The sequence below is a fragment of the Mesorhizobium sp. LjNodule214 genome (assembly GCF_964252735.1).
Taxonomy (GTDB): Bacteria; Pseudomonadota; Alphaproteobacteria; order Rhizobiales; family Rhizobiaceae; genus Mesorhizobium.
Genome location: NZ_CAXUPE020000001.1, coordinates 1,146,220 through 1,166,185 on the forward strand (window position 1 = coordinate 1,146,220; position 19,966 = coordinate 1,166,185).

Below are 19,966 nucleotides of genomic sequence, written 5' to 3' on the forward strand. Positions count from 1 at the left end.
CATCCTATATGGAGCCGACAACATCCTTTACGAGGCCCGGAGTTTTCGAGATCCGGATTTTCGGGGCCAGATAACTCGAGGCAAGACATGAGCGATGCACAGACGCAGATTCCCGTAACCGTCCTCACCGGCTATCTCGGCGCCGGCAAGACGACGCTGCTCAACCGCATCCTCTCGGAAAGTCACGGCAAGCGCTATGCCGTCATCGTCAATGAATTCGGCGAGATCGGCATCGACAATGATTTGATCGTGGAGTCCGACGAGGAAATCTACGAGATGAACAATGGCTGCGTCTGCTGCACCGTGCGCGGCGATCTGATCCGTGTCGTCGAGGGCCTGATGCGCCGGCCCGGCCGTTTCGACGCCATCGTCGTCGAGACCACCGGCCTGGCCGACCCGGTGCCGGTGGCGCAGACCTTCTTCATGGACGACGACGTGCGCTCCAAGACCAGGCTCGACGCGGTGGTGGCGCTGGTCGACGCCAAGCACCTGCCGCTCAGGCTGAAGGATTCCAGGGAAGCCGAGGACCAGATCGCCTTCGCCGATGTCGTCGTTCTCAACAAGACCGATCTCGTCACGCCCGACGAACTCGCCAAGGTCGAGGCGACGATACGCGCCATCAACCCGGCGGCCAGGATCCACCGCACGACGCGCGCCGGCGTGGCGCTGGCCGAGGTGCTCGATCGCGGCGCTTTCGATCTTTCGCGGGCGCTGGAGAACGATCCGCATTTCCTCGAAGCGCATGACGATCACGATCATCATGACCATGACCATGACCATGACGGGCACGACCATCACCATCACGCGCATCCGTCCGACATCCATGACGTGACTGTGCAGTCGGTGTCGCTGCGCGGCGGCGAGATGGATCCGAAGAAGTTTTTCCCCTGGATCGAAAAGATCACCCAGATGGAAGGTCCGAACATTCTGCGGTTGAAGGGTATCATCGCGCTCAAGGGCGACGATGAGCGCTATGTCATCCAGGGCGTCCACATGATCATCGAAGGCGACCACCAACGCGCCTGGAAGGACGGCGAAAAGCACGACAGCCGGCTGGTCTTCATCGGCCGCGAACTCGACGCCGAGCGGCTGAAGAAGAGCTTTGACGCCTGCCAGGCCGCTTGATTTCCAGGCCTTATAAAGCTAGCGCTGCCTCCTTCTGGCCTTCTCCCACAAGGGGAGAAGGCGGAGCGCACCTAGTCGCGCTGTGACGTAGACGGCCGGCAACAATCTCGAATGGACCAGCTCGAATGCCCACCGTCGCCCCGCTCGATCTTGAAGGCCACTGCGTCGCTGCCGTCTTCCTCGGCGACGTGCCGCATTTCGCGCTGGCCGATGGCGCGGTCCACCGGCTCGACCATGGCCACAAGACCGTGCAGGCCAATGACGGGCTGCTCGCTGCCTTCCATGACACGGCGAACGACCGGCTGATCACCGGTGGCGAGGATGGCAAGGTGTTTGCCATTACCGCCGGCAGCAATGCCGTAGAACTGGCGAGCGCCGGCAAGAAATGGATCACCAGCGTCGCCGCCGGGCCGCAGGGCGCCATCGCCTTCGCCTCTGGCAAGACCGCCTGTGTGCGCTTTGCCGACGGCAAGACCAAAGAATTCGCGCATCCGCGCTCGGTTGAGGGGTTGGCCTTTTCGCCAAAGGGCATGCGCTTCGGCGTCGCCCGCTACAATGGCGCGACGCTGCATTTCCCGGCCGCCGAGGGCAAGCCGGTCGAGCTCGAATGGGCCGGCGCCCATACCGGCATCACCTTTTCGCCGGATGGCGCCTTCCTCGTCACCACCATGCAGGAGAACGCGCTGCATGGCTGGAAGCTGGCCGACGGCAAGCACATGCGCATGAGCGGCTATCCCGGCAAGGTCAAAAGCCTGTCGTGGAGCGCCAAGGGCAAATGGCTGGCCAGTTCCGGCGCGCCGGCGGCGATCGTCTGGCCGTTTTCGGGCAAGGACGGGCCGATGGGCAAGGCGCCGCTGGAGCTCGGCACGCGTGGCAATGCCATGGTGACGACGGTCGCCTGCCATCCGAGCCAGGATGTCGTGGCCGTCGGCTATGACGACGGCATGGTGATGGCGGTGCGCTTTGCCGACGCCAAGGAAGTGTTGTTGCGACGCCCGGGCAAAGGCGCCATCACCTCGATGATGTGGGACAAGGAAGAGCGCCGCATCGCCTTCGGCAGCGCGGCCGGCGACTGCGGCGTCATCGACATCACAGCCTGAACTCGCTTACTCGGCCCCGCACGATACCTTGCCGGTGACTTCAACCGGCTTGCCGTCCTGGTCCGTATCCGCTGCGGCGTCATAGATGGCGAGCGTGTAGCGGCCGTCATAGACGCCCTCGTCGCTGGTCTTGGTCAGGATCGTCAGTTCGACCGAGTTGTACGTTTGCGCGGCCTCGTGCTCGCGATAGATGTTCAGCCGCAATTCCTTGCCGTCGAGCCAGTACTGCGTCAGGTTCGAATCCTCGAACACGGTCTTGCGCAGGCTGTCACCGGCAGGCCTGTTGAGAATTTCGAGATCGCCGCGAAAGTTGAAGGTCGGCCCGCCCATGCCCCTGGTGACACCGGCTTCGACCTGGAACATTGCCGCCGCATCTTCAGCGGAGCACCAGATACCGCCGCTCGCAAAGGCCGCGCCAGCCGACATAAGCAACGTCGCAGTGCAGATGATCGCCCGCATTTTTTCTCCCCCAAAACCACAAGCCAGGCCGTATTGGCACCGGGTTTTGCCTCGAGGTCAAGCGCCAGCCGAGTGGCGCTGAGCCAATGCAGGGCAACCAGGCGGCCAATTGCGGGTTGAGACCGCGATTGTCTACAGTGCCCGGCGAGAGGGCCCTCATGCATTCAATCGACCATTCAAGAACTTCGATCGGTGGCGTCGGCCGCGACCGCATCGCCAGGCTGCGCGAGACGGAGGCGGAGGTTTTCCGCAAGGCGCGGCCGAAATCGGCGGCAAAAATTGGCAACGGCCTGCCCGGTTTCTTCGGCGGCGTGCCGATGCATTGGATGAACGACTGGCCGACACCGTTCCCGATCCTGGTCGACAGCGCCAAAGGCGCGACCATTACCGATATCGATGGCAACCGGCTCGACGATTTCTGCCTCGGCGACACCGGCTCGATGTTCGGCCATTCGCCGCCGCCGGTGGCGCGGGCCATCCGCCGCCAGGCCGGGCGCGGCCTGACCTACATGCTGCCTTCCGAAGACGCGCTCGCCATCGGCCCCCTGTTGCAGCAACATTTCGGCCTGCCGTTCTGGCAGATTGCGACGACGGCGACCGACGCCAACCGCTTTGCGCTGCGCGTCGCCCGCGCCGTCACCGGTCGGGAAAAGATCCTGGTCTTCAACGGCTGCTATCACGGCTCGGTCGACGAGACGATGTTGCGGCTGGTCGACGGCACACCGGCCAACCGGCCGGGACTGGCCGGCGAATTCCGCGACCTCACCCAGAAAACCGGGGTTGTCGAGTTCAATGATTTGCCGGCGCTGGAAGCCGCGTTGCGCGGCAAGGATATTGCCTGCGTTATCACTGAACCGGTGCTGACCAACTCCTGCATGGTGTTGCCGGACCCCGGCTTTCACGACGCGCTGCGAAAGCTGACCCGCGCGGCCGGCACGCTGCTCCTGATCGACGAAACCCACACCATCTCGACCGGACCTGGCGGCTACACCAGGACGTACGGGTTGGAGCCGGATCTGTTCGTGCTCGGCAAGCCGATCGCCGGCGGCGTACCGGCGAGCATCTGGGGCATGAGCGAGGATGTCGCCACGCGATATGCCGCCTATAACAGGACCAAGGAGCCGGGCTATTCCGGCATGGGCACGACGCTGTCCGGCAACCCGCTGCAGTTCGCGACGATGCGTGCGACGCTGGAAGAGGTGATGACCAAGGCGAATTATGACCGGATGGACCATCTGGCGCGACAGCTCCACGCCGGGCTGACCGGGGTCATCGACCGCTATCGCCTGCCCTGGCATGCTGCCCGTGTCGGCGCCCGCGTCGAATTCATCTGCGCGCCTGGCCCCTTGAGGAATGGCGGCGAGGCCGAAGCAGCGCATGCGCCGGAGCTCGAGGCCGCGATCCATGTCGCGCTGGTCAACCAGGGCGTGCTGATTGCGCCTTTCCACAACATGATGCTGATCTCGCCGGCCACCAAAGCGGCCCAGGTCAATCGGCTGATCACCGCTTTCGCCGCGGTTGCGGCAAGGCTTGCGGCATGAGACAAGCGCGCATGCCAACCCCAACCGCCGTAGCGACCTCACCTTCGGGCTCGACGCCCAGCGAAGCGAAAGCTTTCCTCGACGCCCATCCCGAGATCGAAGCCTTCGACATCGTCTTGACCGACACCAACGGCGTCGGCCGCGGCAAGATCGTGCGCCGGCATGAGCTGATGAGCATTTTCGAGGGCGGCCGGCACATGCCGATTTCCATCCTCGGCCTCGACATCACCGGCGAGGATGTGCACGAGACCGGGTTGATCTGGACGACCGGTGACGGCGACCTCCGGGCATGGCCGATCCCCGGCACGCTGGTGCCGCTGTTCGGTACAAGTCCGCCGCGCGGCCAGGTGCTGATGGCGATGTACCATCTCGACGGCCAGCCGATGTCGTCCGACCCGCGGCTGGCGCTGGCCAGGCAAGTGGACATATTGGCGGCCAAAGGCCTGCATCCCGCCGGCGCCTTCGAGCTCGAATTTTTTCTCCTTGCCAATGAGCGCGATGCCGACGGCAATGTGCAACCGGCAAATGCCGTGCTCGACGGTCGTCGCTCCGCCAAGACCGAGGTCTATTCCGTCGACCACCTGCACGGCATGGAGCCGCTGTTTTCCGACATCTATGCCGCGGCCAAGGCGCAAGGCATTCCGGCGGAGACGGTGATTTCCGAATATGCGCCCGGCCAGTACGAGCTGACGCTGAACTACCGCAAGGACGTCATGCGGGCAGCCGACGACCTCGTCATGCTGAAACGGTTGGTGCGGGCGCAGGCGCGCCGTCATGGTGTCACCGCCTGTTTCATGGCCAAGCCGATCGAGAAATATGCCGGCTCGGGCATGCATTTCCACGTCTCGCTGCAGGACGATGCCGGCAGGAACGTCTTTGCCGAAGCCGCCGGAGAGACATGGTCGCTGCCGCTGCTGCGCGGCCTCGGCGGCCTGATCCAGACCATGGCCGAATCGATGCTGGTGTTTGCGCCGCACGCCAATTCCTGGCGGCGCTTCGTTTCGCAGTCCTATGCGCCGGTGGCGCCGACCTGGGGCGTCAACAACCGCTCGGTGGCGCTGCGTGTACCAGCGGGCGACGCGAAAAACCGGCGCATCGAGCACCGTCCCTCGGGCGTCGACGCCAATCCCTATCTGGTGGCGGCAACCGTGCTCGCCGGCATCGTCAAAGGACTTGACGACGGCCTCGACCCCGGTCCGGAAACAACCGGCAACGGCTATGAATCGGCCGTCACGCGAACAACGATGCCGGTCGACTGGCGCGCCGCGATCGAGGCCGCACGGGTTTCAACGTTCCTGAAAGGCGCGCTCGGCGAGGATCTGCACCGCACCTTCGTGGCGATCAAGCAATCGGAATATCTGCGCGTCGCCCGCACCGTCAGCGAACTGGACTATCATCTCTATCTGCACGAGGTGTGAGTAGGGTTTGATAGCCGACTGACCGTTTCAGCGGATCAGGATTGCCCGCAGATCATTGACATTCGTGCCCGTAGGGCCGGGCACGAAAAGATCGCCTGTTGCATTGAACGCCATCCAGGCATTGTTGCCGGCCAGCATCGCCTTGGCGTCGACACCCGCCGTCCTCATGCGCGACACCGTCGAGCCGTCGGCAAAGGCGCCGGCATTGTCTTCCGAACCGTCGATGCCGTCGGTATCGGCGGCGAGCGCATGGACGCCCTCCATGCCGCTGATGCCGATGGCGAAGGCGAGCAGGAATTCCGAGTTGCGGCCGCCCTTGCCCTTGGCGCGGAGCGTCACCGTGGTCTCGCCGCCCGACAGGATCAGCACCGGCTTTTGGAACGGCCGGTTGCGCGTCGCGACCTCGCGCGCGATCGCCGCGTGCACGCCGCCAACCTCGCGCGCTTCTCCCTCGATGGAATCGGAAAGAATGACGGCCTCCACGCCCTGCCGCTTCGCTTCGGTGGCCGCCGCTTCCAGCGACACACCAGCCGAGGCGATTAGGTGCACCTCATTGGCCGCAAAGCGCGGATCGTCCGGTCGTGGCGCATCGGCTGCCGGCGAATTGATATGCGCCATGACCGAAGCCGGCAGCGTCATGCCATAGGCGGCGATCGAGGCCAGTGCATCCTCGCGGCTGCCGGTGTCGGGAACGGTGGGCCCGGAGGCGACCAGCGCCGGATTGTCGCCGGGAATATCCGAGACGACCAGCGACACCACCTTGGCCGGATAGGCGGCGGCGGCCAGCCGGCCGCCCTTGATGGTCGAGAGATGCTTGCGGATGGTGTTCATCGCCGCGATCGGCGCGCCGGAGGCAAGCAGTGCCTCGTTGACGGCGATCTCGTCGGCCAGTGTCAGGCCGCCGGCCGGCGAAGGCAATAGCGCCGAACCGCCGCCCGAAATCAGCGCCACCACCAGGTCATCAGCGGTCAGTCCCTGGACTTTCTCCAGCAATCGCCGTGAGGCCGCTAGGCCGGCCGCATCCGGCACCGGATGCGCCGCCTCGATGATCTCGATCCGCTCGCATTTGGCGCCATAGCCGTAGCGGGTGACGACCAGCCCTTCGATCGGACCGTCCCACACCTTTTCGAAGGCAGCCGCCATCTGCGCCGAGCCCTTGCCTGCGCCGATGACGATGGTGCGGCCCTTTGGCTTCGCCGGCAAATGATCCCGGATCGTCCGTTCCGGGTCAGCGGCGGCCACCGCGGCGTTGAAGATCGAGGTGAGGAAGGTCTTCGGATCGAATTCTGTCATTTTGCTTCCGGCGGCAATGCCAGTTCGGCTGCGTCAATGCGCAGATAGTTGCACAGCGCATCGACCACGACGCCGTGGTCTTCGCGCTCCGGCAGGCCCGAGACGGCGATCACGCCGATGACGCCAGCGCCCCTGACCGTCACCGGAAAGCCGCCGCCGGCCAGCACGTAGTCGGCGATATCCAGCCCTTCGCCGACCTTGAAGGTGCGATCGGGGCGCTGCTGCTCAAGCACCATGCGGTAGGTGCTTTTCAGGAATCGCTTCACCACGTTGATCTTGCGCCGCGCCCAATCGGGATTGGAGGCGTTCGAGCCCGGCATCGCCACGTAGAAGAGCGGCCGGTCGAAAGTCCTGATGTCGACGATGATGGGCATGTTCTCGGCCAGCGCGCGGTCGCGGATCGCCGAACCGATCTTGAACGCGACGGCCTCGTCGAAGCTGGGCAAGACGAGCGTGGCTTCCTGTCTTTTGATGGTCTCGATGTCGTCGGCCATTGTCTTCGCTCCCGATGTCGTGGCTGGCTTTGGCCGACTATCGCGGCGCGGTCAAGACGTCAGCGGTCAGGCGCACCCATCTACCAGAACGATGTCCAGCGCCGCCTCGGCATGAAGTTGGGTGACGTCGAAAGCTGGCAACGGATAGTCGTCCCTAGCGGCCAGCAGCGGAAGTTCGGTGCAACCTAAGATCACCGCCTGCGCGCCGTGCGCCTGGAGGTCTAGCGCCATGTCCAGCAGCGCAGCCCTGGAGGCCGGCTTCACGATGCCCAGCGTCAATTCATCGATGATGATGCTATGCAAGGCCTCGCGTTGTTGCTGCTGCGGTGTCAGGACTTCGAGGCCATGGCGCTGACGCAGACGTCCCGAGAAGAAATCCTGCTCCATCGTGTAGCGCGTTCCCAGCAGCCCGACACGCGTAAAGCTCCGCAACCGAATGGCCTGCGCCGTGACATCGGCGATATGCAGCAGCGGGACGGAAAGCAGGGGCTCCACCTGGTCGGCCACACGGTGTCCGGAGACGGAGGTGATCATCACCAAATCGGCGCCGGCCCTTTCCAGGTGTCGCGCCGCTTCGGCTACCCTTTCGGCGACTACGTCCCAGCGTCCGAGCGCGGCCATTTCATTCAGCTCGTCGAAATCGAGCGTGAACAGGACCGACCTGGCATTGTGATGTCCGCCGAGGCGTCGATGAGCGGCCTGATTGAGCAACCGGTAGTAAATCGCGCTCGATTCCCAACTCATCCCGCCTATCAACCCGATAAGGTTCGCCTGACGGACGGTCATTGATGGGCCCCCCTCGCACCTGCTGCTTGCCTTATAGCAACTCGCTCTTCGCTCGTCGCCCGGCGACATAGACCTCGCTGACAGTGCGGTCGTCGCCCAATGTCTGCAGCAGGAACAGCTCCTCAGCCAAGGTTTCGATGGTTTCCATCCTGAGCCGCATGGCCGGTGTCGCGCGAGCGTCGAGCACGACGATGTCGGCGTCGGTACCGGCATCGAGCGTGCCGACTTTGTCAGCGACAGATAGCGCCTCGGCATTGCCGCGCGTCAATTGCCAGAAGGATTGGAACGGGTTCAGCTTTTCGCCATTCAGCGCGATGACCTTGTAGCCTTCGTCCATGGTGCGCAGCATGGAGTAGTTGGTGCCGCCGCCGACATCGGTGGCGGCGGCGATGCGGAGAGCTTTGTCACGTGTGCGGTAGCGCTGATAATTGAACAGGCCGGAGCCGAGGAACAGGTTGGAGGTCGGGCAGAACACCGCCACCGAGCCGGAACCCGATAGCGCGTCCGCCTCGCGTTCCGACAGATGGATGCAATGGCCGAACAGGCTTTTGCGCCCCAGCAGCCCATAATGCTCGTAGACGTCGGTGTAGTCGCGCGACCACGGGTAGAGTTCCCGGGTAAAGGCGATCTCGGCATGATTTTCCGACAGATGCGTCTGCATGTGGAGATCGGGGTTTTCGCGGCAGAGCGCGCCGGCCATTTCCAGCTGCTCCGGCGACGAGGTGATGGCGAAGCGCGGCGTGATGGCGTAGTGCTGGCGCCCCTTGCCGTGCCACTGGGCGATCAGCGCCATGCTGTCGTCATAGCCGGATTGCGGCGTGTCGAGCACGCCATCCGGCGCATTGCGGTCCATCATCACCTTGCCGGCGATGTTGAGCATGTTGCGGTCATGCGACTCGGCAAAGAAGGCCTCGGCGGAAGCCTTGTGCACCGAGCAATAGGCAGCGACCGTCGTCGTGCCGTGGCGCAGCATCTCGTCGAGGAACAGCCTGGCGATGCGGCGGCCGTGCTGAGCGTTGGCGAACTTCGTCTCCTCCGGAAAGGTATATTTGTTCAGCCAGTCGAGCAGTTCGGCGCCATAGGAGGCGATGACCTGCATCTGCGGAAAATGCACATGCGCGTCGATGAAGCCCGGCAACAGCAGATGCGGCCGATGGTCGATTTTTTCGACGCCTTCGCCCGCCTGTTTCTCGACTTGCGCATAGGCGCCGGCCGCAACGATCCGGCCATCGCGGATCAGCAGGCCGCCATCCTCCTCGTAGCGCCAGGCGGCATGGTCGTCGATGCTTTCAGGCCAGCGCAGGAAGGACAGCGTGCGGCCGCGCAGAAGGATGGAGGTCATGCTTATTTCCCTGCGCCTTCGAACCAGGCGACCAGCAGCGCCCGCTCCTTGTCGCTGATCTGGGTGACGTTGGCGGGTGGCATGGCGTGGCTGCGGCCGGCCTGCAAGTAGATTTCGCGGGCGTGCTCGGCGATGCTGGCGTCCGTATCCAGTATCACCCCCTTCGGCGCGTGGTAGATGCCCTCATAGGCCGGCTCCTGCGTGTGGCACATCGAGCAGCGGCCAAGCACGGTGTCGCGCACGGCCGGGAAATGCGCCGAGGCAATGTAGACCTCGGCCGCGGCGGAGGCCTTCGGCTCGCCGGTCAGCACCTTGGGCGCCGTCGACAGCCAGATGATGATGACGAACAGCACGGCGGCGCCGAGCCAGGTCCAGGTCGGGTTGCCCTTGCGCGCATGGACGCTGTTGAAATAGTGCCGGATCAGCACGCCGATGATGAACACCAGCGAGGCGATGACCCAGTTGAACTGGGTAGCAAACGCCAGCGGATAGTGGTTCGACAACATCAGGAACAGGACGGGCAGCGTCAGGTAGTTGTTGTGAAGCGAGCGTTGCTTGGCGATCTTGCCGTATTTCGGGTCGGGCTTCCTGCCGGCGATCAGGTCGGCGACGACGATCTTCTGGTTTGGGATGATCACCATGAAGACGTTGGCCGACATGATCGTCGCGGTGATGGCGCCGAGATGCAGGAACGCCGCGCGGCCGGTGAACAAGTGCGTCAGCCCCCAGGCGATGAACACCAGCACGCCGTAGAGAACCAGCATCAGGCCGGTGTCGCTTTTGCCGAGCGGCGAGCGGCACAGAAGATCATAGACTACCCAGCCGACGCCGATGGTCGCCAGCGACAGCAGGATGCCGACCGGCACCGACATCGGCAGCACATTCGGATCGATCAGGAACAGGTCAGCGCCCGCATAATAGACCACGCACAGCATGGCGAAGCCCGACAGCCAGGTGGCGTAGGACTCCCATTTGAACCAGGTCAGGTGCTCCGGCATCTCGGCCGGCGCCACCAGATACTTCTGGATGTGGTAGAAGCCGCCGCCATGTACCTGCCATTCCTCGCCGAAGGCGCCGGCGGGCAGGCCGGGTCGCTGGCGGAGCCCAAGATCGAGCGCGACGAAATAGAAGGACGAGCCGATCCAGGCGATGCCGGTGATGACATGCAGCCAGCGCACGGCGAAACTCAGCCAGTCCCAGAAAATCGCGAAATCCATCATTGAAGTCGTCCCTGCCGATGACGCGACTTTACGGTGTCGGGCGCAAACGAAAAGAGGCGAGGTGCGCGATGACTTTCAAAAAAAAATGGAAAATACTAGGCTTGGCATACTGAGCCGCATTGAGAGCCACGAAATCCGCATGGCCTATCTCGACAACATCGCCGTTTTCGTCCGCGTCGTCGAACTCGGCAATCTGTCGGCGGCGGGCCGCGACATGCGCATTTCGCCGGCGGTCGCCTCCAATCGCATCAAGGAGCTGGAGAAGCACCTCGGCGTCCGCCTGTTCAACCGCACGACCAGGCAGTTGATGCCGACCGAGCATGGCACCGTGTTCTATACCGGCGCCAAGCAAGTGCTGGAAGCGATCACCGAGGCGGAAGCCGCCGTCTCGGCGCTGTCAGGCCAGCCGCGTGGGACGATCAGGGTCACCGCGCCGCTCGGCCTTGGCCGGCGGCTGGTGGCGTCGGGCATTCCCGATTTCCACGACAAATACCCCGATATCGAAGTCAGGCTTCGCCTCTCCGACCACAATGTCGACATCATGAAGGAAGGCATCGACGTTGCCTTCCGTCTCGGCATCATCGAGGATTCCAGCCTCCGGATGCGTGGCATCATGGAATGCGAGCGCGTGCTGGTGGCGGCGCCGAAATATCTGGAAGCGCGCGGCGAACCAAGCGAGCCTCACGAACTGATCGGCAAGAAGCACGACTGCCTGATGCTGCGTTATTCCGGTGCGCGCGAATATGTGTGGACGCTGCAGATGCCCGGCGGCCCGCAGAAATTCGAGGTGCATGGGCCCTATGACACCGATGACGGCGACGTGCTGACCGGCTGGGCGCTGTCCGGCCGCGGCATCATCAACAAGCCGCGCTTCGAGGTCGAGCCGTTCATCCGCGATCAGCGGCTGAAGGTGATCCTTGCCGACACGCCGCCGACGCCGGTGCAGTTCGCCGCCGTCTATCCGCACAAGAAGCTGCAGGACCCGAAGGTGCGGCTGCTGCTCGACTTCATGGCCGAGCGCTGCCAGCGGCTGATCAAGGATCTGCTGGCCGGCAAATGACGGTCCGCTGGCCCATTCCGCAGGGTTGCCTTGAACGCAGGCGAACTTAGCTTCGCGTCATGCATCTCGCTGTGTCGCTCAATATTGCTTCCGTTGCCGAACTGGATTTCAGCCGTTTGGCTGGCTTCGTGCGGAAGGCCGAAGCGGCCGGGCTGGACATGGTCAGCATTTCCGATTCCAGTGGCAGCCAGCAATCGGGCAGCCCGTTCGAGGCGACGACCCTTCTGGCGGCACTGGCGACCGTGACCGAAAGGATCGGGCTCGTAGCCAGCGCCTCGACGCTTGCCCACCAGCCCTACAATCTGGCGCGCCGTTTTGCTTCCCTCGACATCATCAGCCATGGCCGAGTGGGCTGGAACGTGACGATGTCGCAAAACTCGCGCGAAGCGGCCAATTTCAGCCGGCCGGAAGGCATTTCCGACGATGATTTTCGCCGCCGTGCGGAAGAGTTCATCGGCATCGTGCAGGGTTTGTGGAAGGGCTGGGATGCGGATGCGCTGCTGTTCGACAAGATCGGCGGCCGCTTCCACGACCCGGAAAAGATGCACCTGCTCGACCACAAAGGCGAGTTCTTCTCGGTGCGCGGCCCGCTCAATGTGGCGCGCTCGCCGCAGGACACGCCGGTGCTGGTGATGTCGGGTCTGTCGGAAGCCGACCTCGATTTCGCCGCCCGCATCGCCGACGTAATCCTGCTTGAGGAACAATCGCCGGAGGGCGCGAATGCCGCTTGCGACGACCTGAAACGACGGGCGCTTGCCAATGGCCGTAGCCCGGACGCCGTGAAGGTGCTGCTGACCGTTGCTGCAGGGTCCGAGCTTGCGGCCGACAGGTTGGAAGCGTGGTTCGGCGCGGAAGCCTGCGACGGATTCAGCCTGGTCTTGCCGGCGCTGCCTACGGCGCTTGACGATTTCGCCGATCGCGTCCTGCCGGAACTTCGCCGTCGCGGCCTGCTGCGGCCCGACTACACCGGCACGACGCTGCGCGCGCATCTCGGACTTGGCGGAGGCAACAGGCCATGACCGTGCGCAAAAGACAGATGAAGCTTGGCGCCTTCCTGTGGGCGGCAGGGCACCACATCGCTGCCTGGCGCCATCCCAAGGCGCATGTCACGGCGGGTATCGACATCGACCATTACATCCAGCTGGCGCGGACGGCCGAGGCGGCCAAGCTCGACATGATCTTCTGCGAGGATGCGGCCGGCCTGCGCGAGGCCAATGTCGGCATCGCCAGCCAGACCTCGCGCTCGATCGGCTTCGAGCCGATCAGCCTGCTTGCGGCGATCGCCGTCCAGACCGAGCGCATCGGCCTCGTCTCGACGGCCTCGACCAGCTACAACGAGCCTTACGGGCTGGCGCGGACCTTTGCGTCGCTCGACCAGCTAAGCGGCGGCCGCGCCGGCTGGAACCTGGTTACCTCGGCTAGCCATATCGAGGCTGCCAATTTCGGCTCGACCGGCCTGCGCCCGCATGCCGACCGCTATGAGCGGGCACGTGAATTCGCCACCGTGGTCACAGGCCTCTGGCGCGGCGCCGACACTGGCGGCCTCAGCCATGATGGCCAAAGCTTCTCGGTCCAGGATGCGCTCGATCTGCCGCGCTCGCCGCAGGGCGCGCCGGTCATGGTGCAGGCGGGAGCATCGGAGGACGGCAAGGACCTTGCCGCCAGGACCGCCGATGTCGTGTTCAGCGCGGCGCAGACATTCGAGGAAGCAAAAGCCTTTTACGACGATCTCAAGGGGCGGCTGGCCGCCTATGGACGCGAGCCGGACGACATCAAGATCATGCCGGGTGTGGCGCCGGTCGTTGCCGCAACCGAGGCCGAGGCCCAGGAGAAGTATGAGGAACTGCAGGAGCTAATCCCCGACGACGTCGGCGTCGCGCTGCTCTCCAGCTATCTCAGCATCTCCGATCTGTGGCGCTATCCGATCGACGGACCGCTGCCGGAACTGCCGCCCAGCGAAGGGATGAAGAGCCGGCAGGCGCTGGTCATCGAGCAGTCTCGCCGCGACAATCTTTCCATCCGCGACCTTGCCCGCCACTTCGCCGGCGCGCGCGGCCACTGGCGCGTCGTCGGCACGCCGGCGCAGATCGCCGATGAATTGCAGGCGCGCTTCGAAGGCGGCGCCGCGGACGGCTTCAACGTCATGCCGTCCTGGTTCCCCGGCGAGCTCGATTCGTTTGCCGCGCTCGTCGTGCCGGAACTGCAGCGGCGCGGCCTGTTCCGCACGCAATATGAAGGCCGCACCTTGCGCGACCATCTCGGCCTGAAACGGCCGGTGTGAAACGCCTCAGCCGGCGTCCATCATTCGGGCGGTTCCGGACACCCTGATCGAGCTGCCCGGGGTCGGCGGGATATCGGCATGGAGCCGCGAACGCATGCCCATATCCTCGCCCTGCACGATATCGATGGCGCCACCATGCGGCCAGCCGAGATCGCGCAGATAGCCGGCAAAGGCGGCGGTCGAGGCCCCTGTCGCCGGGTCCTCATAGACGCCGCCCGACGCGAACGGGTTGCGGGTGTGGAACAGGCGCGGCGTCTCGGCATAGGCGAGCAGGATCGTGACCAGCCCTTCGCGCCGCATCAGCGCCTGCCCGGCTTTCAAATCATAAGCCATGGCAGCCAGCGCTTGGCGCGACTTCAGCGCCAGCACGAGATGGGCGGCGCCGCCATGGATCAATGCCGGCGCAATTGCCGGGTCGAGAACCTCAGCCGAGTAGCCGAACAGCGTCAGCGTCTCTGCAAGAAGCTCCGGCGGAGCGGCCTTGCTGCGCGTCGGTGGCGACTGCAGCGCGGCGGCGATGTTCGTGCCGTCGCGAAACCCTTCGACAGTGATCCCGGCCTGGTTGAGGATCAGTGGAAAAGTCCCGTCCCCGAATTGCCGGACGAGGCCCGCGCCGAGCGCGATCGTGGCATGGCCACAGAAAGGAACCTCGGTTTCAGGCGAAAAGTAACGAACCCGCCAGCCATCGCCCTCGGGGGCGGCAAAGGCGGTCTCCGAAAATCCGACCTCGGCAGCGACACGCTGCATTGTAGCGGCGTCGGGCAAGGCATCGCCTATCACCACCCCGGCAGGATTGCCACCGGTGTCGCCATCCGAAAAGGCCGCGATTCGCAATATGTCCATCTCGTTCCACCCAGGTTGAAGGCGCGCAGCAAACGTCTTTTCGGGCGATTTGGGAAACGAAGAAAGCGAGGAGCAGCTGTGAGTGGGGGTCACAGCCCGCTGGATTTGCCGGCTAAGCCGGCGCAGTCACCCGGCCATTTGCATTCCAGCTGAAACGGACGCCGAGGCGGCATGGGCAACCAGCGCCGTCATGATCTCGGCGGCGGCGAGCGCTGCGATCACCGGCGGGCGCTTGTCCTTGACGGCATCGCCGCCGATCGGCGAGACGAGGCGGGCGAACTCTGCCTCGCTGCCGTCCGCCGACTTCAGGAACCAGTTCTTGAACGTCGCCTTCTTGGTCTTCGAACCGATCATGCCGACATAGGCGGCATCGTCGCGCTTCAGCGCCTCAGCGACGATCAGGAAATCAAGCGCATGGTCGTGCGTAAGGATGGCGAAGGCCGATCCCGCCGGCGCCTCGCGCACCACGGCCTCGGGCATCGGCGTCAGCCTCGTCTCGACCGTTTCCGGCATGCCTTCCAGTGCGTCGGCGCGCGTCTCGACGACGACGGCATGAATGGGCAAAAGCGCCAGCGCCGATGCCAGCGCCTGGCCGACATGGCCGCCGCCAAAGAGATAGACGTGAGGCAGACGCGCCTCTTCCGCTTCGGCATTGCGGATCAGTTCGGCCTCAAGCGCCGCGTCGAGCAGCCGAATCGACACCTCCACCCTGCCGCCGCAGCATTGGCCGATTTCCGGCCCAAGCGGCACGTCAAGCGTGGCGCAGACTTCGTCGACCTCGATGCGGGCTCCCCTCCCCCTCGAGGGGAGGGTGGCGGCGAAGCCGCCGGGTGGGATCGCCGCGGCGGTGCTCGACATTTTCCCAAGTCTCGCGCTACCGGCCCCCTCTGGCCGCTTCGCGGCCATCTCCCCGAGAAGCATCTGCCGTGCCTTGTCGATCGCCATATATTCGAGCTGGCCGCCGCCGATCGTGCCAAAGATCGCCATACGCGAGACGAGCATGAAGGCGCCCTTCTCACGCGGCGTCGAGCCTTTCGTGCCTGCCACTTCGACCAGGGCAACCCGGCCGGCACCAGCTAAAAAGGCTTTCAGGCTGTGCACTTTCGAGTTCATTTTCGCGTTCCCGATTGGGAAATATAGGCGTTTTCGACCGGATTTGCACGATTTGGCCGATTTACACCTTCGTCTTGGCCTCGACTTTCAGCCGCTCGATCGCCATCAGCACCCGCTCCGGTGTCGCCGGCGCATCAAGGCGCGGGCAGATCTTGTGATCGGCAACGCTCGCCACCGCATCCGACAGCGCATGCAGCACGGACATGCCGAGCGGGAAGGGCGGCTCGCCGACCGCTTTGGAGCGATGCACCGTCGGCTCGCTCGCCTCCGGCCAGTCGGCCAGCGTCACGTTGAAGATCTTCGGTCGGTCGGAAGCGAGCGGGATCTTGTAGGTCGACGGCGCATGCGTGCGCAGTCGGCCCTTGCCGTCCCACCAAAGTTCCTCGGTCGTCAGCCAGCCCATGCCCTGGATGAAGCCACCCTCGATCTGGCCGAGGTCGATGGCGCGGTTCAGCGAGCGGCCGGTCTCGTGCAATATGTCGGTGCGCTCGACCATGTACTCGCCGGTCAGCGTATCGACCGACACTTCCGAGCACGACGCGCCATAGGCGAAATAGTAGAAGGGGCGGCCCTGGCCCTTGTCGCGGTTCCAGTGGATTTTCGGCGTCTTGTAGAAGCCCGCCGCCGAAAGCTGGATGCGCGCCATATAGGCCTGCTTGATGAGATCGGCGAAAGCGATTTCCTGGTTGCCGATGCGGACCCGGTTCGGCAGGAAGACAACCTGGTCGCGCGGCACCTGGTACTTTTCGGCGGCGAAGTCGGTCAGCCGGTCCTTGATCTGCCTGGCGCCGTTCTGCGCCGCCATGCCGTTGAGGTCGGAGCCGGAGGACGCGGCAGTGGCCGAGGTGTTCGGCACCTTGCCAGTGGTCGTGGCGGTGATCTTCACCTGGTCGAGGTCGATCTGGAACTCTTCCGCCACCACTTGCGCGACCTTGAGATAGAGGCCTTGCCCCATCTCGGTGCCGCCATGGTTCAGATGCACCGAACCATCGGTGTAGACATGCACCAGCGCGCCCGCCTGGTTGTAGTGCGTGGCGGTGAACGAGATGCCGAACTTGACCGGCGTCAGTGCGAGTCCGCGCTTGATGAAGCGGCTGTTGGCGTTGAAGGCCTCGATGAGGCGGCGGCGCCTTGTGTAGTCCGAACTCGCCTCCAGCTCGGCGACAATGCGGTGGATGATGTTGTCTTCGACCGTCTGATGATACGGCGTGATGTTGCGATCCGAGGTGCCATAAAAGTTCTGCTTGCGGATCTCGAGCGGGTCCTTGCCGACGGCAAAGGCAACCTCATCGATGACGCGCTCGGCGCCGACCATGCCTTGCGGGCCGCCGAAGCCGCGGAAGGCGGTGTTCGACACGGTGTTGGTGTAGAGCGGCGCCGACTGCGCATGCACGGCGGGCCAGAAATAGGTGTTGTCGCAGTGGAACAGCGCGCGGTCGGTGACCGGGCCGGACAGGTCCGACGAGAAGCCGCAGCGCGCCGCGAACATGAAATCGACGCCCAAAATGTTGCCGTCATCGTCGAAGCCGACCTCGTATTCGACGAGGAAATCATGGCGCTTGCCGGTGGCGATCATATCGTCGTCGCGGTCGGGTCGGATTTTTACAGCGCGATGGTGGCGCTTGGCGGCGATCGCGGCCAAGGCGGCAAACTGGTTGCCTTGCGTTTCCTTGCCACCAAAACCACCGCCCATGCGGCGGATTTCCACCGTGATGGCATTGCTCGGCACGCCGAGCGCATGGCTGACCATATGCTGGACTTCGCTCGGATGCTGGGTCGAGGAATAGATGGTGACGTCATCGTCCTCGCCGGGGATGGCCATGGCGATATGGCCTTCCAGGTAGAAATGCTCCTGGCCGCCGACACGCATCTGCCCCTTTAGCCGGCGCGGCGCCGCCTTGATCGCGGCGGCGGCATCGCCGCGCTTCAAAGTCAGCGGCGGCGTGACCAGCTTGTCCTTGCGGGGATCGAGCACGCCGATGTCGGTGACAAAAGGCAGCTCCTTGTATTCGACTTTGGCCAGCTTGGTTGCGCGGCGCGCCTGTTCGCGCGTCTCGGCGATGACGCAGAAGATCGGCTGGCCGTAGAACTGCACGTTGCCGTCGGCCAGCACCGGCTCGTCATGGCGGCCGGTCGGCGAAATGTCGTTCTCGCCGGGGACGTCCTTCGCCGTCAGCACGTCGACGACGCCGGGAGCGGAGCGCACCGCCGACAGGTCCATCTTTGTGATCGTGGCATGCGTGGCCGTGCAAAGCCCGAGGCATCCATGCAGCGTGCCCGCCGGTTCCGGCATGTCGTCGATATAGACGGCCGTGCCGCTGACATGCTTGTGCGCGGAATCATGGCGCTGGTCGGTGGCAACGCCGCCGGAGATTTTTTGCGCCTTGAGATTGGGGGAATGGCTGGTCATCACGCCGCCTCGTACCGTGAAACCTGGAACGGCGCCTTGGTTCCGGTGGCTTCGACAAAGAAGCGCAGCAACAGGTTCTTCGCCGCCATCGCCCGGTATTCGGCCGAGGCCCGCATATCGGTCAGCGGCGTGAAGTCTTTTGCGTATTCGGCCATCGCCGCTTCCACCGTCGCTTCCGTCCACGGATTGCCGAGCAACGCCTTTTCCACGCCGAAGGCCCGTTTCGGCGTCGCCGCCATGCCGCCATAGGCGATGCGGATATCAGCCACTGTGCCGTTCTTGGCCAAGGTCAGGTAGAAAGCGCCAAGCGCGGCGGTGATGTCTTCGTCACGGCGCTTGGTGACCTTGTAGACGGCAAACTTTGTGCCCTTGGCTGGCACCGGCACATGCACGGCCTCGACGAACTCACCGAGCCGCCTGTCCTGCTTGCCATAGGCGATGAAGAAGGATTCGAGCGGGATCGTGCGGCGCTTCTTGCCGCGGCGCAGCGTGAGGCGCGCGCCGAGCGCGATCAGGGGCGGCGGCGTGTCGCCGATCGGCGAGCCGTTGGCGATGTTACCGCCGATCGTGCCCATATTGCGAACCTGCTCGCCGCCGATGCGGTCGAACAGCGGCCCGAGCGTCGGGATGCGCTTCGCCAACATCGAGAACGCCTCGCTGTAGGTGATGCCGGCGCCGATCGAAATCACGCCCTTGTCTTCCGAAATGGTGCAGAGGCCGTCGAGATTGCCGATGAAGACCACTGGCGAGATGTCGCGCATGTGCTTGGTCACCCACAGGCCGACATCGGTCGAACCGGCAACGATGGTGGCGCCGGGCTCTTTGTCGAGCACGCTGGCCAGATCATCTGCATTGGCCGGCACGACCAGCCGCTGCTTGCCGGCACCGATCTCGATGCGCGAACCGTCTTTCATCGCCGCGAGCTTGGCGGTGATCGCCTTGCGCTCCGCCGCCAGCGGGTCCTTTGCCGCCTTGCCGTAACTGGAGATGGCACGCGCGGCGCGCATGATCGCCTCGTAGCCGGTGCAGCGGCAGAGATTGCCCTGCAGCGCCTTTTCGATCGCAGCATCCGAAGGCTCGGGCGAGCGCATCCACAGCGCGTAGAGCGACATGACGAAGCCCGGCGTGCAAAAGCCGCATTGCGAGCCGTGGAAATCGACCATTGCCTGCTGCACGGGGTGCAGCTTTTCGCCGTCGCCGCGCAGGTGTTCGACCGTCACCACATGCGTGCCGTCGAGCGAGCCGAGGAAGCGGATGCAGGCATTGACGCTTTCATAGACCAGCCTGCCGGCGGAAAGCCTGCCGACCAGCACGGTGCAGGCGCCGCAATCGCCTTCGGCGCAGCCTTCCTTGGTGCCGCGCAGCGTGCGGTTGAGCCGCAGCCAGTCGAGCAAGGTCTCGTCGGGCGCGAGGGTCCCGAGCGCGACATCCTCGCCGTTGAGGATGAAGCGGATCTCGTTGCGGGTCTTGATCCTGGCCAT

Annotated in this window: 17 protein-coding genes; 7 read left to right on the forward strand and 10 right to left on the reverse strand. The window is 64.4% G+C overall.

The features are described from left to right. The first annotated feature begins 87 nt into the window (after nucleotides 1-87). Both ACSQ3Z_RS05630 and ACSQ3Z_RS05635 read left to right on the forward strand, forming a co-directional pair. Nucleotides 88-1,125, forward strand: coding sequence for a CobW family GTP-binding protein (locus ACSQ3Z_RS05630; protein WP_436170356.1), 1,038 nt, complete (start codon nucleotides 88-90; stop codon nucleotides 1,123-1,125). A gap of 125 nt (nucleotides 1,126-1,250) precedes the next feature. After that, nucleotides 1,251-2,225, forward strand: a complete 975-nt coding sequence (locus tag ACSQ3Z_RS05635) for a WD40 repeat domain-containing protein (RefSeq protein WP_436170357.1) — start codon at nucleotides 1,251-1,253, stop codon at nucleotides 2,223-2,225. Between the two features lie 6 nt (nucleotides 2,226-2,231). Here ACSQ3Z_RS05635 and ACSQ3Z_RS05640 read toward each other — a convergent pair whose 3' ends face one another. Then, on the reverse strand, nucleotides 2,232-2,684 hold the full coding sequence (locus ACSQ3Z_RS05640; RefSeq protein WP_436170358.1) for a hypothetical protein: 453 nt from the start codon (nucleotides 2,682-2,684) through the stop codon (nucleotides 2,232-2,234). 158 nt (nucleotides 2,685-2,842) lie between these two features. On the opposite strand from ACSQ3Z_RS05640, the gene ACSQ3Z_RS05645 reads away from it, so the two are divergent. Continuing rightward, on the forward strand, nucleotides 2,843-4,225 hold the full coding sequence (locus ACSQ3Z_RS05645; RefSeq protein ID WP_436170359.1) for an aspartate aminotransferase family protein: 1,383 nt from the start codon (nucleotides 2,843-2,845) through the stop codon (nucleotides 4,223-4,225). Further along, complete coding sequence (locus ACSQ3Z_RS05650) at nucleotides 4,222-5,643, forward strand: glutamine synthetase family protein (RefSeq protein WP_436170360.1); 1,422 nt, start codon at nucleotides 4,222-4,224, stop codon at nucleotides 5,641-5,643. Before ACSQ3Z_RS05645 ends, ACSQ3Z_RS05650 begins: the two co-directional genes overlap by 4 nt. 27 nt (nucleotides 5,644-5,670) lie before the next feature. Here ACSQ3Z_RS05650 and ACSQ3Z_RS05655 read toward each other — a convergent pair whose 3' ends face one another. The 5 genes from ACSQ3Z_RS05655 to ACSQ3Z_RS05675 all read right to left on the reverse strand — a co-directional run bounded on the left by ACSQ3Z_RS05655 (nucleotide 5,671) and on the right by ACSQ3Z_RS05675 (nucleotide 10,778). Next, nucleotides 5,671-6,936, reverse strand: a complete 1,266-nt coding sequence (locus tag ACSQ3Z_RS05655) for a glycerate kinase type-2 family protein (protein WP_436170361.1) — start codon at nucleotides 6,934-6,936, stop codon at nucleotides 5,671-5,673. After that, nucleotides 6,933-7,430 carry a heme-degrading domain-containing protein gene (locus tag ACSQ3Z_RS05660; RefSeq protein WP_436170362.1) on the reverse strand — a complete coding sequence of 166 codons (498 nt, stop codon included), beginning with the start codon at nucleotides 7,428-7,430 and terminating at the stop codon, nucleotides 6,933-6,935. The genes ACSQ3Z_RS05655 and ACSQ3Z_RS05660 overlap by 4 nt, the downstream gene beginning before the upstream one ends. Before the next feature lie 66 nt (nucleotides 7,431-7,496). Further along, nucleotides 7,497-8,216, reverse strand: a complete 720-nt coding sequence (locus tag ACSQ3Z_RS05665) for an aspartate/glutamate racemase family protein (protein ID WP_436170363.1) — start codon at nucleotides 8,214-8,216, stop codon at nucleotides 7,497-7,499. A 31-nt stretch (nucleotides 8,217-8,247) separates the two neighbouring features. Further along, nucleotides 8,248-9,558, reverse strand: a complete 1,311-nt coding sequence (guaD, locus tag ACSQ3Z_RS05670) for a guanine deaminase (protein ID WP_436170364.1) — start codon at nucleotides 9,556-9,558, stop codon at nucleotides 8,248-8,250. A gap of 2 nt (nucleotides 9,559-9,560) precedes the next feature. Beyond that, a complete protein-coding gene (locus tag ACSQ3Z_RS05675; protein ID WP_436170365.1) occupies nucleotides 9,561-10,778 on the reverse strand; it encodes a urate hydroxylase PuuD in 1,218 nt (405 codons plus the stop codon). Nucleotides 10,779-10,917: 139 nt separating this feature from the next. Here ACSQ3Z_RS05675 and ACSQ3Z_RS05680 point away from each other — a divergent pair, with 139 nt between their 5' ends. Genes ACSQ3Z_RS05680 through ACSQ3Z_RS05690 form a run of 3 tightly spaced genes read left to right on the forward strand, consistent with a single transcriptional unit; the run spans nucleotide 10,918 to nucleotide 14,119 of the window. Next, entirely contained in the window at nucleotides 10,918-11,838 is a 921-nt protein-coding gene (locus tag ACSQ3Z_RS05680) for a LysR substrate-binding domain-containing protein (protein WP_436171839.1), read from the forward strand. 59 nt (nucleotides 11,839-11,897) lie between these two features. Then, a complete protein-coding gene (locus tag ACSQ3Z_RS05685; protein WP_436170366.1) occupies nucleotides 11,898-12,857 on the forward strand; it encodes an LLM class flavin-dependent oxidoreductase in 960 nt (319 codons plus the stop codon). Then, nucleotides 12,854-14,119, forward strand: a complete 1,266-nt coding sequence (locus ACSQ3Z_RS05690) for an LLM class flavin-dependent oxidoreductase (RefSeq protein WP_436170367.1) — start codon at nucleotides 12,854-12,856, stop codon at nucleotides 14,117-14,119. The genes ACSQ3Z_RS05685 and ACSQ3Z_RS05690 overlap by 4 nt, the downstream gene beginning before the upstream one ends. Nucleotides 14,120-14,125: 6 nt before the next feature. On the opposite strand, the gene ACSQ3Z_RS05695 is transcribed toward ACSQ3Z_RS05690, so the two are convergent. The 4 genes from ACSQ3Z_RS05695 to xdhA form a co-directional block, all read right to left on the reverse strand. Continuing rightward, nucleotides 14,126-14,962 carry a PhzF family phenazine biosynthesis protein gene (locus ACSQ3Z_RS05695; RefSeq protein WP_436170368.1) on the reverse strand — a complete coding sequence of 279 codons (837 nt, stop codon included), beginning with the start codon at nucleotides 14,960-14,962 and terminating at the stop codon, nucleotides 14,126-14,128. A gap of 126 nt (nucleotides 14,963-15,088) precedes the next feature. After that, nucleotides 15,089-16,075 (reverse strand): xanthine dehydrogenase accessory protein XdhC, encoded by a 987-nt coding sequence (xdhC, locus tag ACSQ3Z_RS05700; RefSeq protein WP_436170369.1) that lies wholly within the window; start codon nucleotides 16,073-16,075, stop codon nucleotides 15,089-15,091. A gap of 61 nt (nucleotides 16,076-16,136) precedes the next feature. Continuing rightward, on the reverse strand, nucleotides 16,137-18,485 hold the full coding sequence (gene xdhB, locus ACSQ3Z_RS05705; protein WP_436170370.1) for a xanthine dehydrogenase molybdopterin binding subunit: 2,349 nt from the start codon (nucleotides 18,483-18,485) through the stop codon (nucleotides 16,137-16,139). Continuing rightward, on the reverse strand, nucleotides 18,485-19,966 hold the full coding sequence (gene xdhA / locus ACSQ3Z_RS05710) for a xanthine dehydrogenase small subunit (RefSeq protein ID WP_436170371.1): 1,482 nt from the start codon (nucleotides 19,964-19,966) through the stop codon (nucleotides 18,485-18,487). Before xdhA ends, xdhB begins: the two co-directional genes overlap by 1 nt.

Bases quoted from the DNA above. Each gene is read 5' to 3' on its own strand.
- ACSQ3Z_RS05630 (WP_436170356.1), top strand. From the start codon at position 88: ATGAGCGATGCACAGACGCAGATTCCCGTAACCGTCCTCACCGGCTAT.
- ACSQ3Z_RS05635 (WP_436170357.1), top strand. From the start codon at position 1,251: ATGCCCACCGTCGCCCCGCTCGATCTTGAAGGCCACTGCGTCGCTGCC.
- ACSQ3Z_RS05640 (WP_436170358.1), bottom strand. From the start codon at position 2,684: ATGCGGGCGATCATCTGCACTGCGACGTTGCTTATGTCGGCTGGCGCG.
- ACSQ3Z_RS05645 (WP_436170359.1), top strand. From the start codon at position 2,843: ATGCATTCAATCGACCATTCAAGAACTTCGATCGGTGGCGTCGGCCGC.
- ACSQ3Z_RS05650 (WP_436170360.1), top strand. From the start codon at position 4,222: ATGAGACAAGCGCGCATGCCAACCCCAACCGCCGTAGCGACCTCACCT.
- ACSQ3Z_RS05655 (WP_436170361.1), bottom strand. From the start codon at position 6,936: ATGACAGAATTCGATCCGAAGACCTTCCTCACCTCGATCTTCAACGCC.
- ACSQ3Z_RS05660 (WP_436170362.1), bottom strand. From the start codon at position 7,430: ATGGCCGACGACATCGAGACCATCAAAAGACAGGAAGCCACGCTCGTC.
- ACSQ3Z_RS05665 (WP_436170363.1), bottom strand. From the start codon at position 8,216: ATGACCGTCCGTCAGGCGAACCTTATCGGGTTGATAGGCGGGATGAGT.
- guaD (WP_436170364.1), bottom strand. From the start codon at position 9,558: ATGACCTCCATCCTTCTGCGCGGCCGCACGCTGTCCTTCCTGCGCTGG.
- ACSQ3Z_RS05675 (WP_436170365.1), bottom strand. From the start codon at position 10,778: ATGATGGATTTCGCGATTTTCTGGGACTGGCTGAGTTTCGCCGTGCGC.
- ACSQ3Z_RS05680 (WP_436171839.1), top strand. From the start codon at position 10,918: ATGGCCTATCTCGACAACATCGCCGTTTTCGTCCGCGTCGTCGAACTC.
- ACSQ3Z_RS05685 (WP_436170366.1), top strand. From the start codon at position 11,898: ATGCATCTCGCTGTGTCGCTCAATATTGCTTCCGTTGCCGAACTGGAT.
- ACSQ3Z_RS05690 (WP_436170367.1), top strand. From the start codon at position 12,854: ATGACCGTGCGCAAAAGACAGATGAAGCTTGGCGCCTTCCTGTGGGCG.
- ACSQ3Z_RS05695 (WP_436170368.1), bottom strand. From the start codon at position 14,962: ATGGACATATTGCGAATCGCGGCCTTTTCGGATGGCGACACCGGTGGC.
- xdhC (WP_436170369.1), bottom strand. From the start codon at position 16,075: ATGAACTCGAAAGTGCACAGCCTGAAAGCCTTTTTAGCTGGTGCCGGC.
- xdhB (WP_436170370.1), bottom strand. From the start codon at position 18,485: ATGACCAGCCATTCCCCCAATCTCAAGGCGCAAAAAATCTCCGGCGGC.
- xdhA (WP_436170371.1), bottom strand. From the start codon at position 19,966: ATGGCCAGGATCAAGACCCGCAACGAGATCCGCTTCATCCTCAACGGC.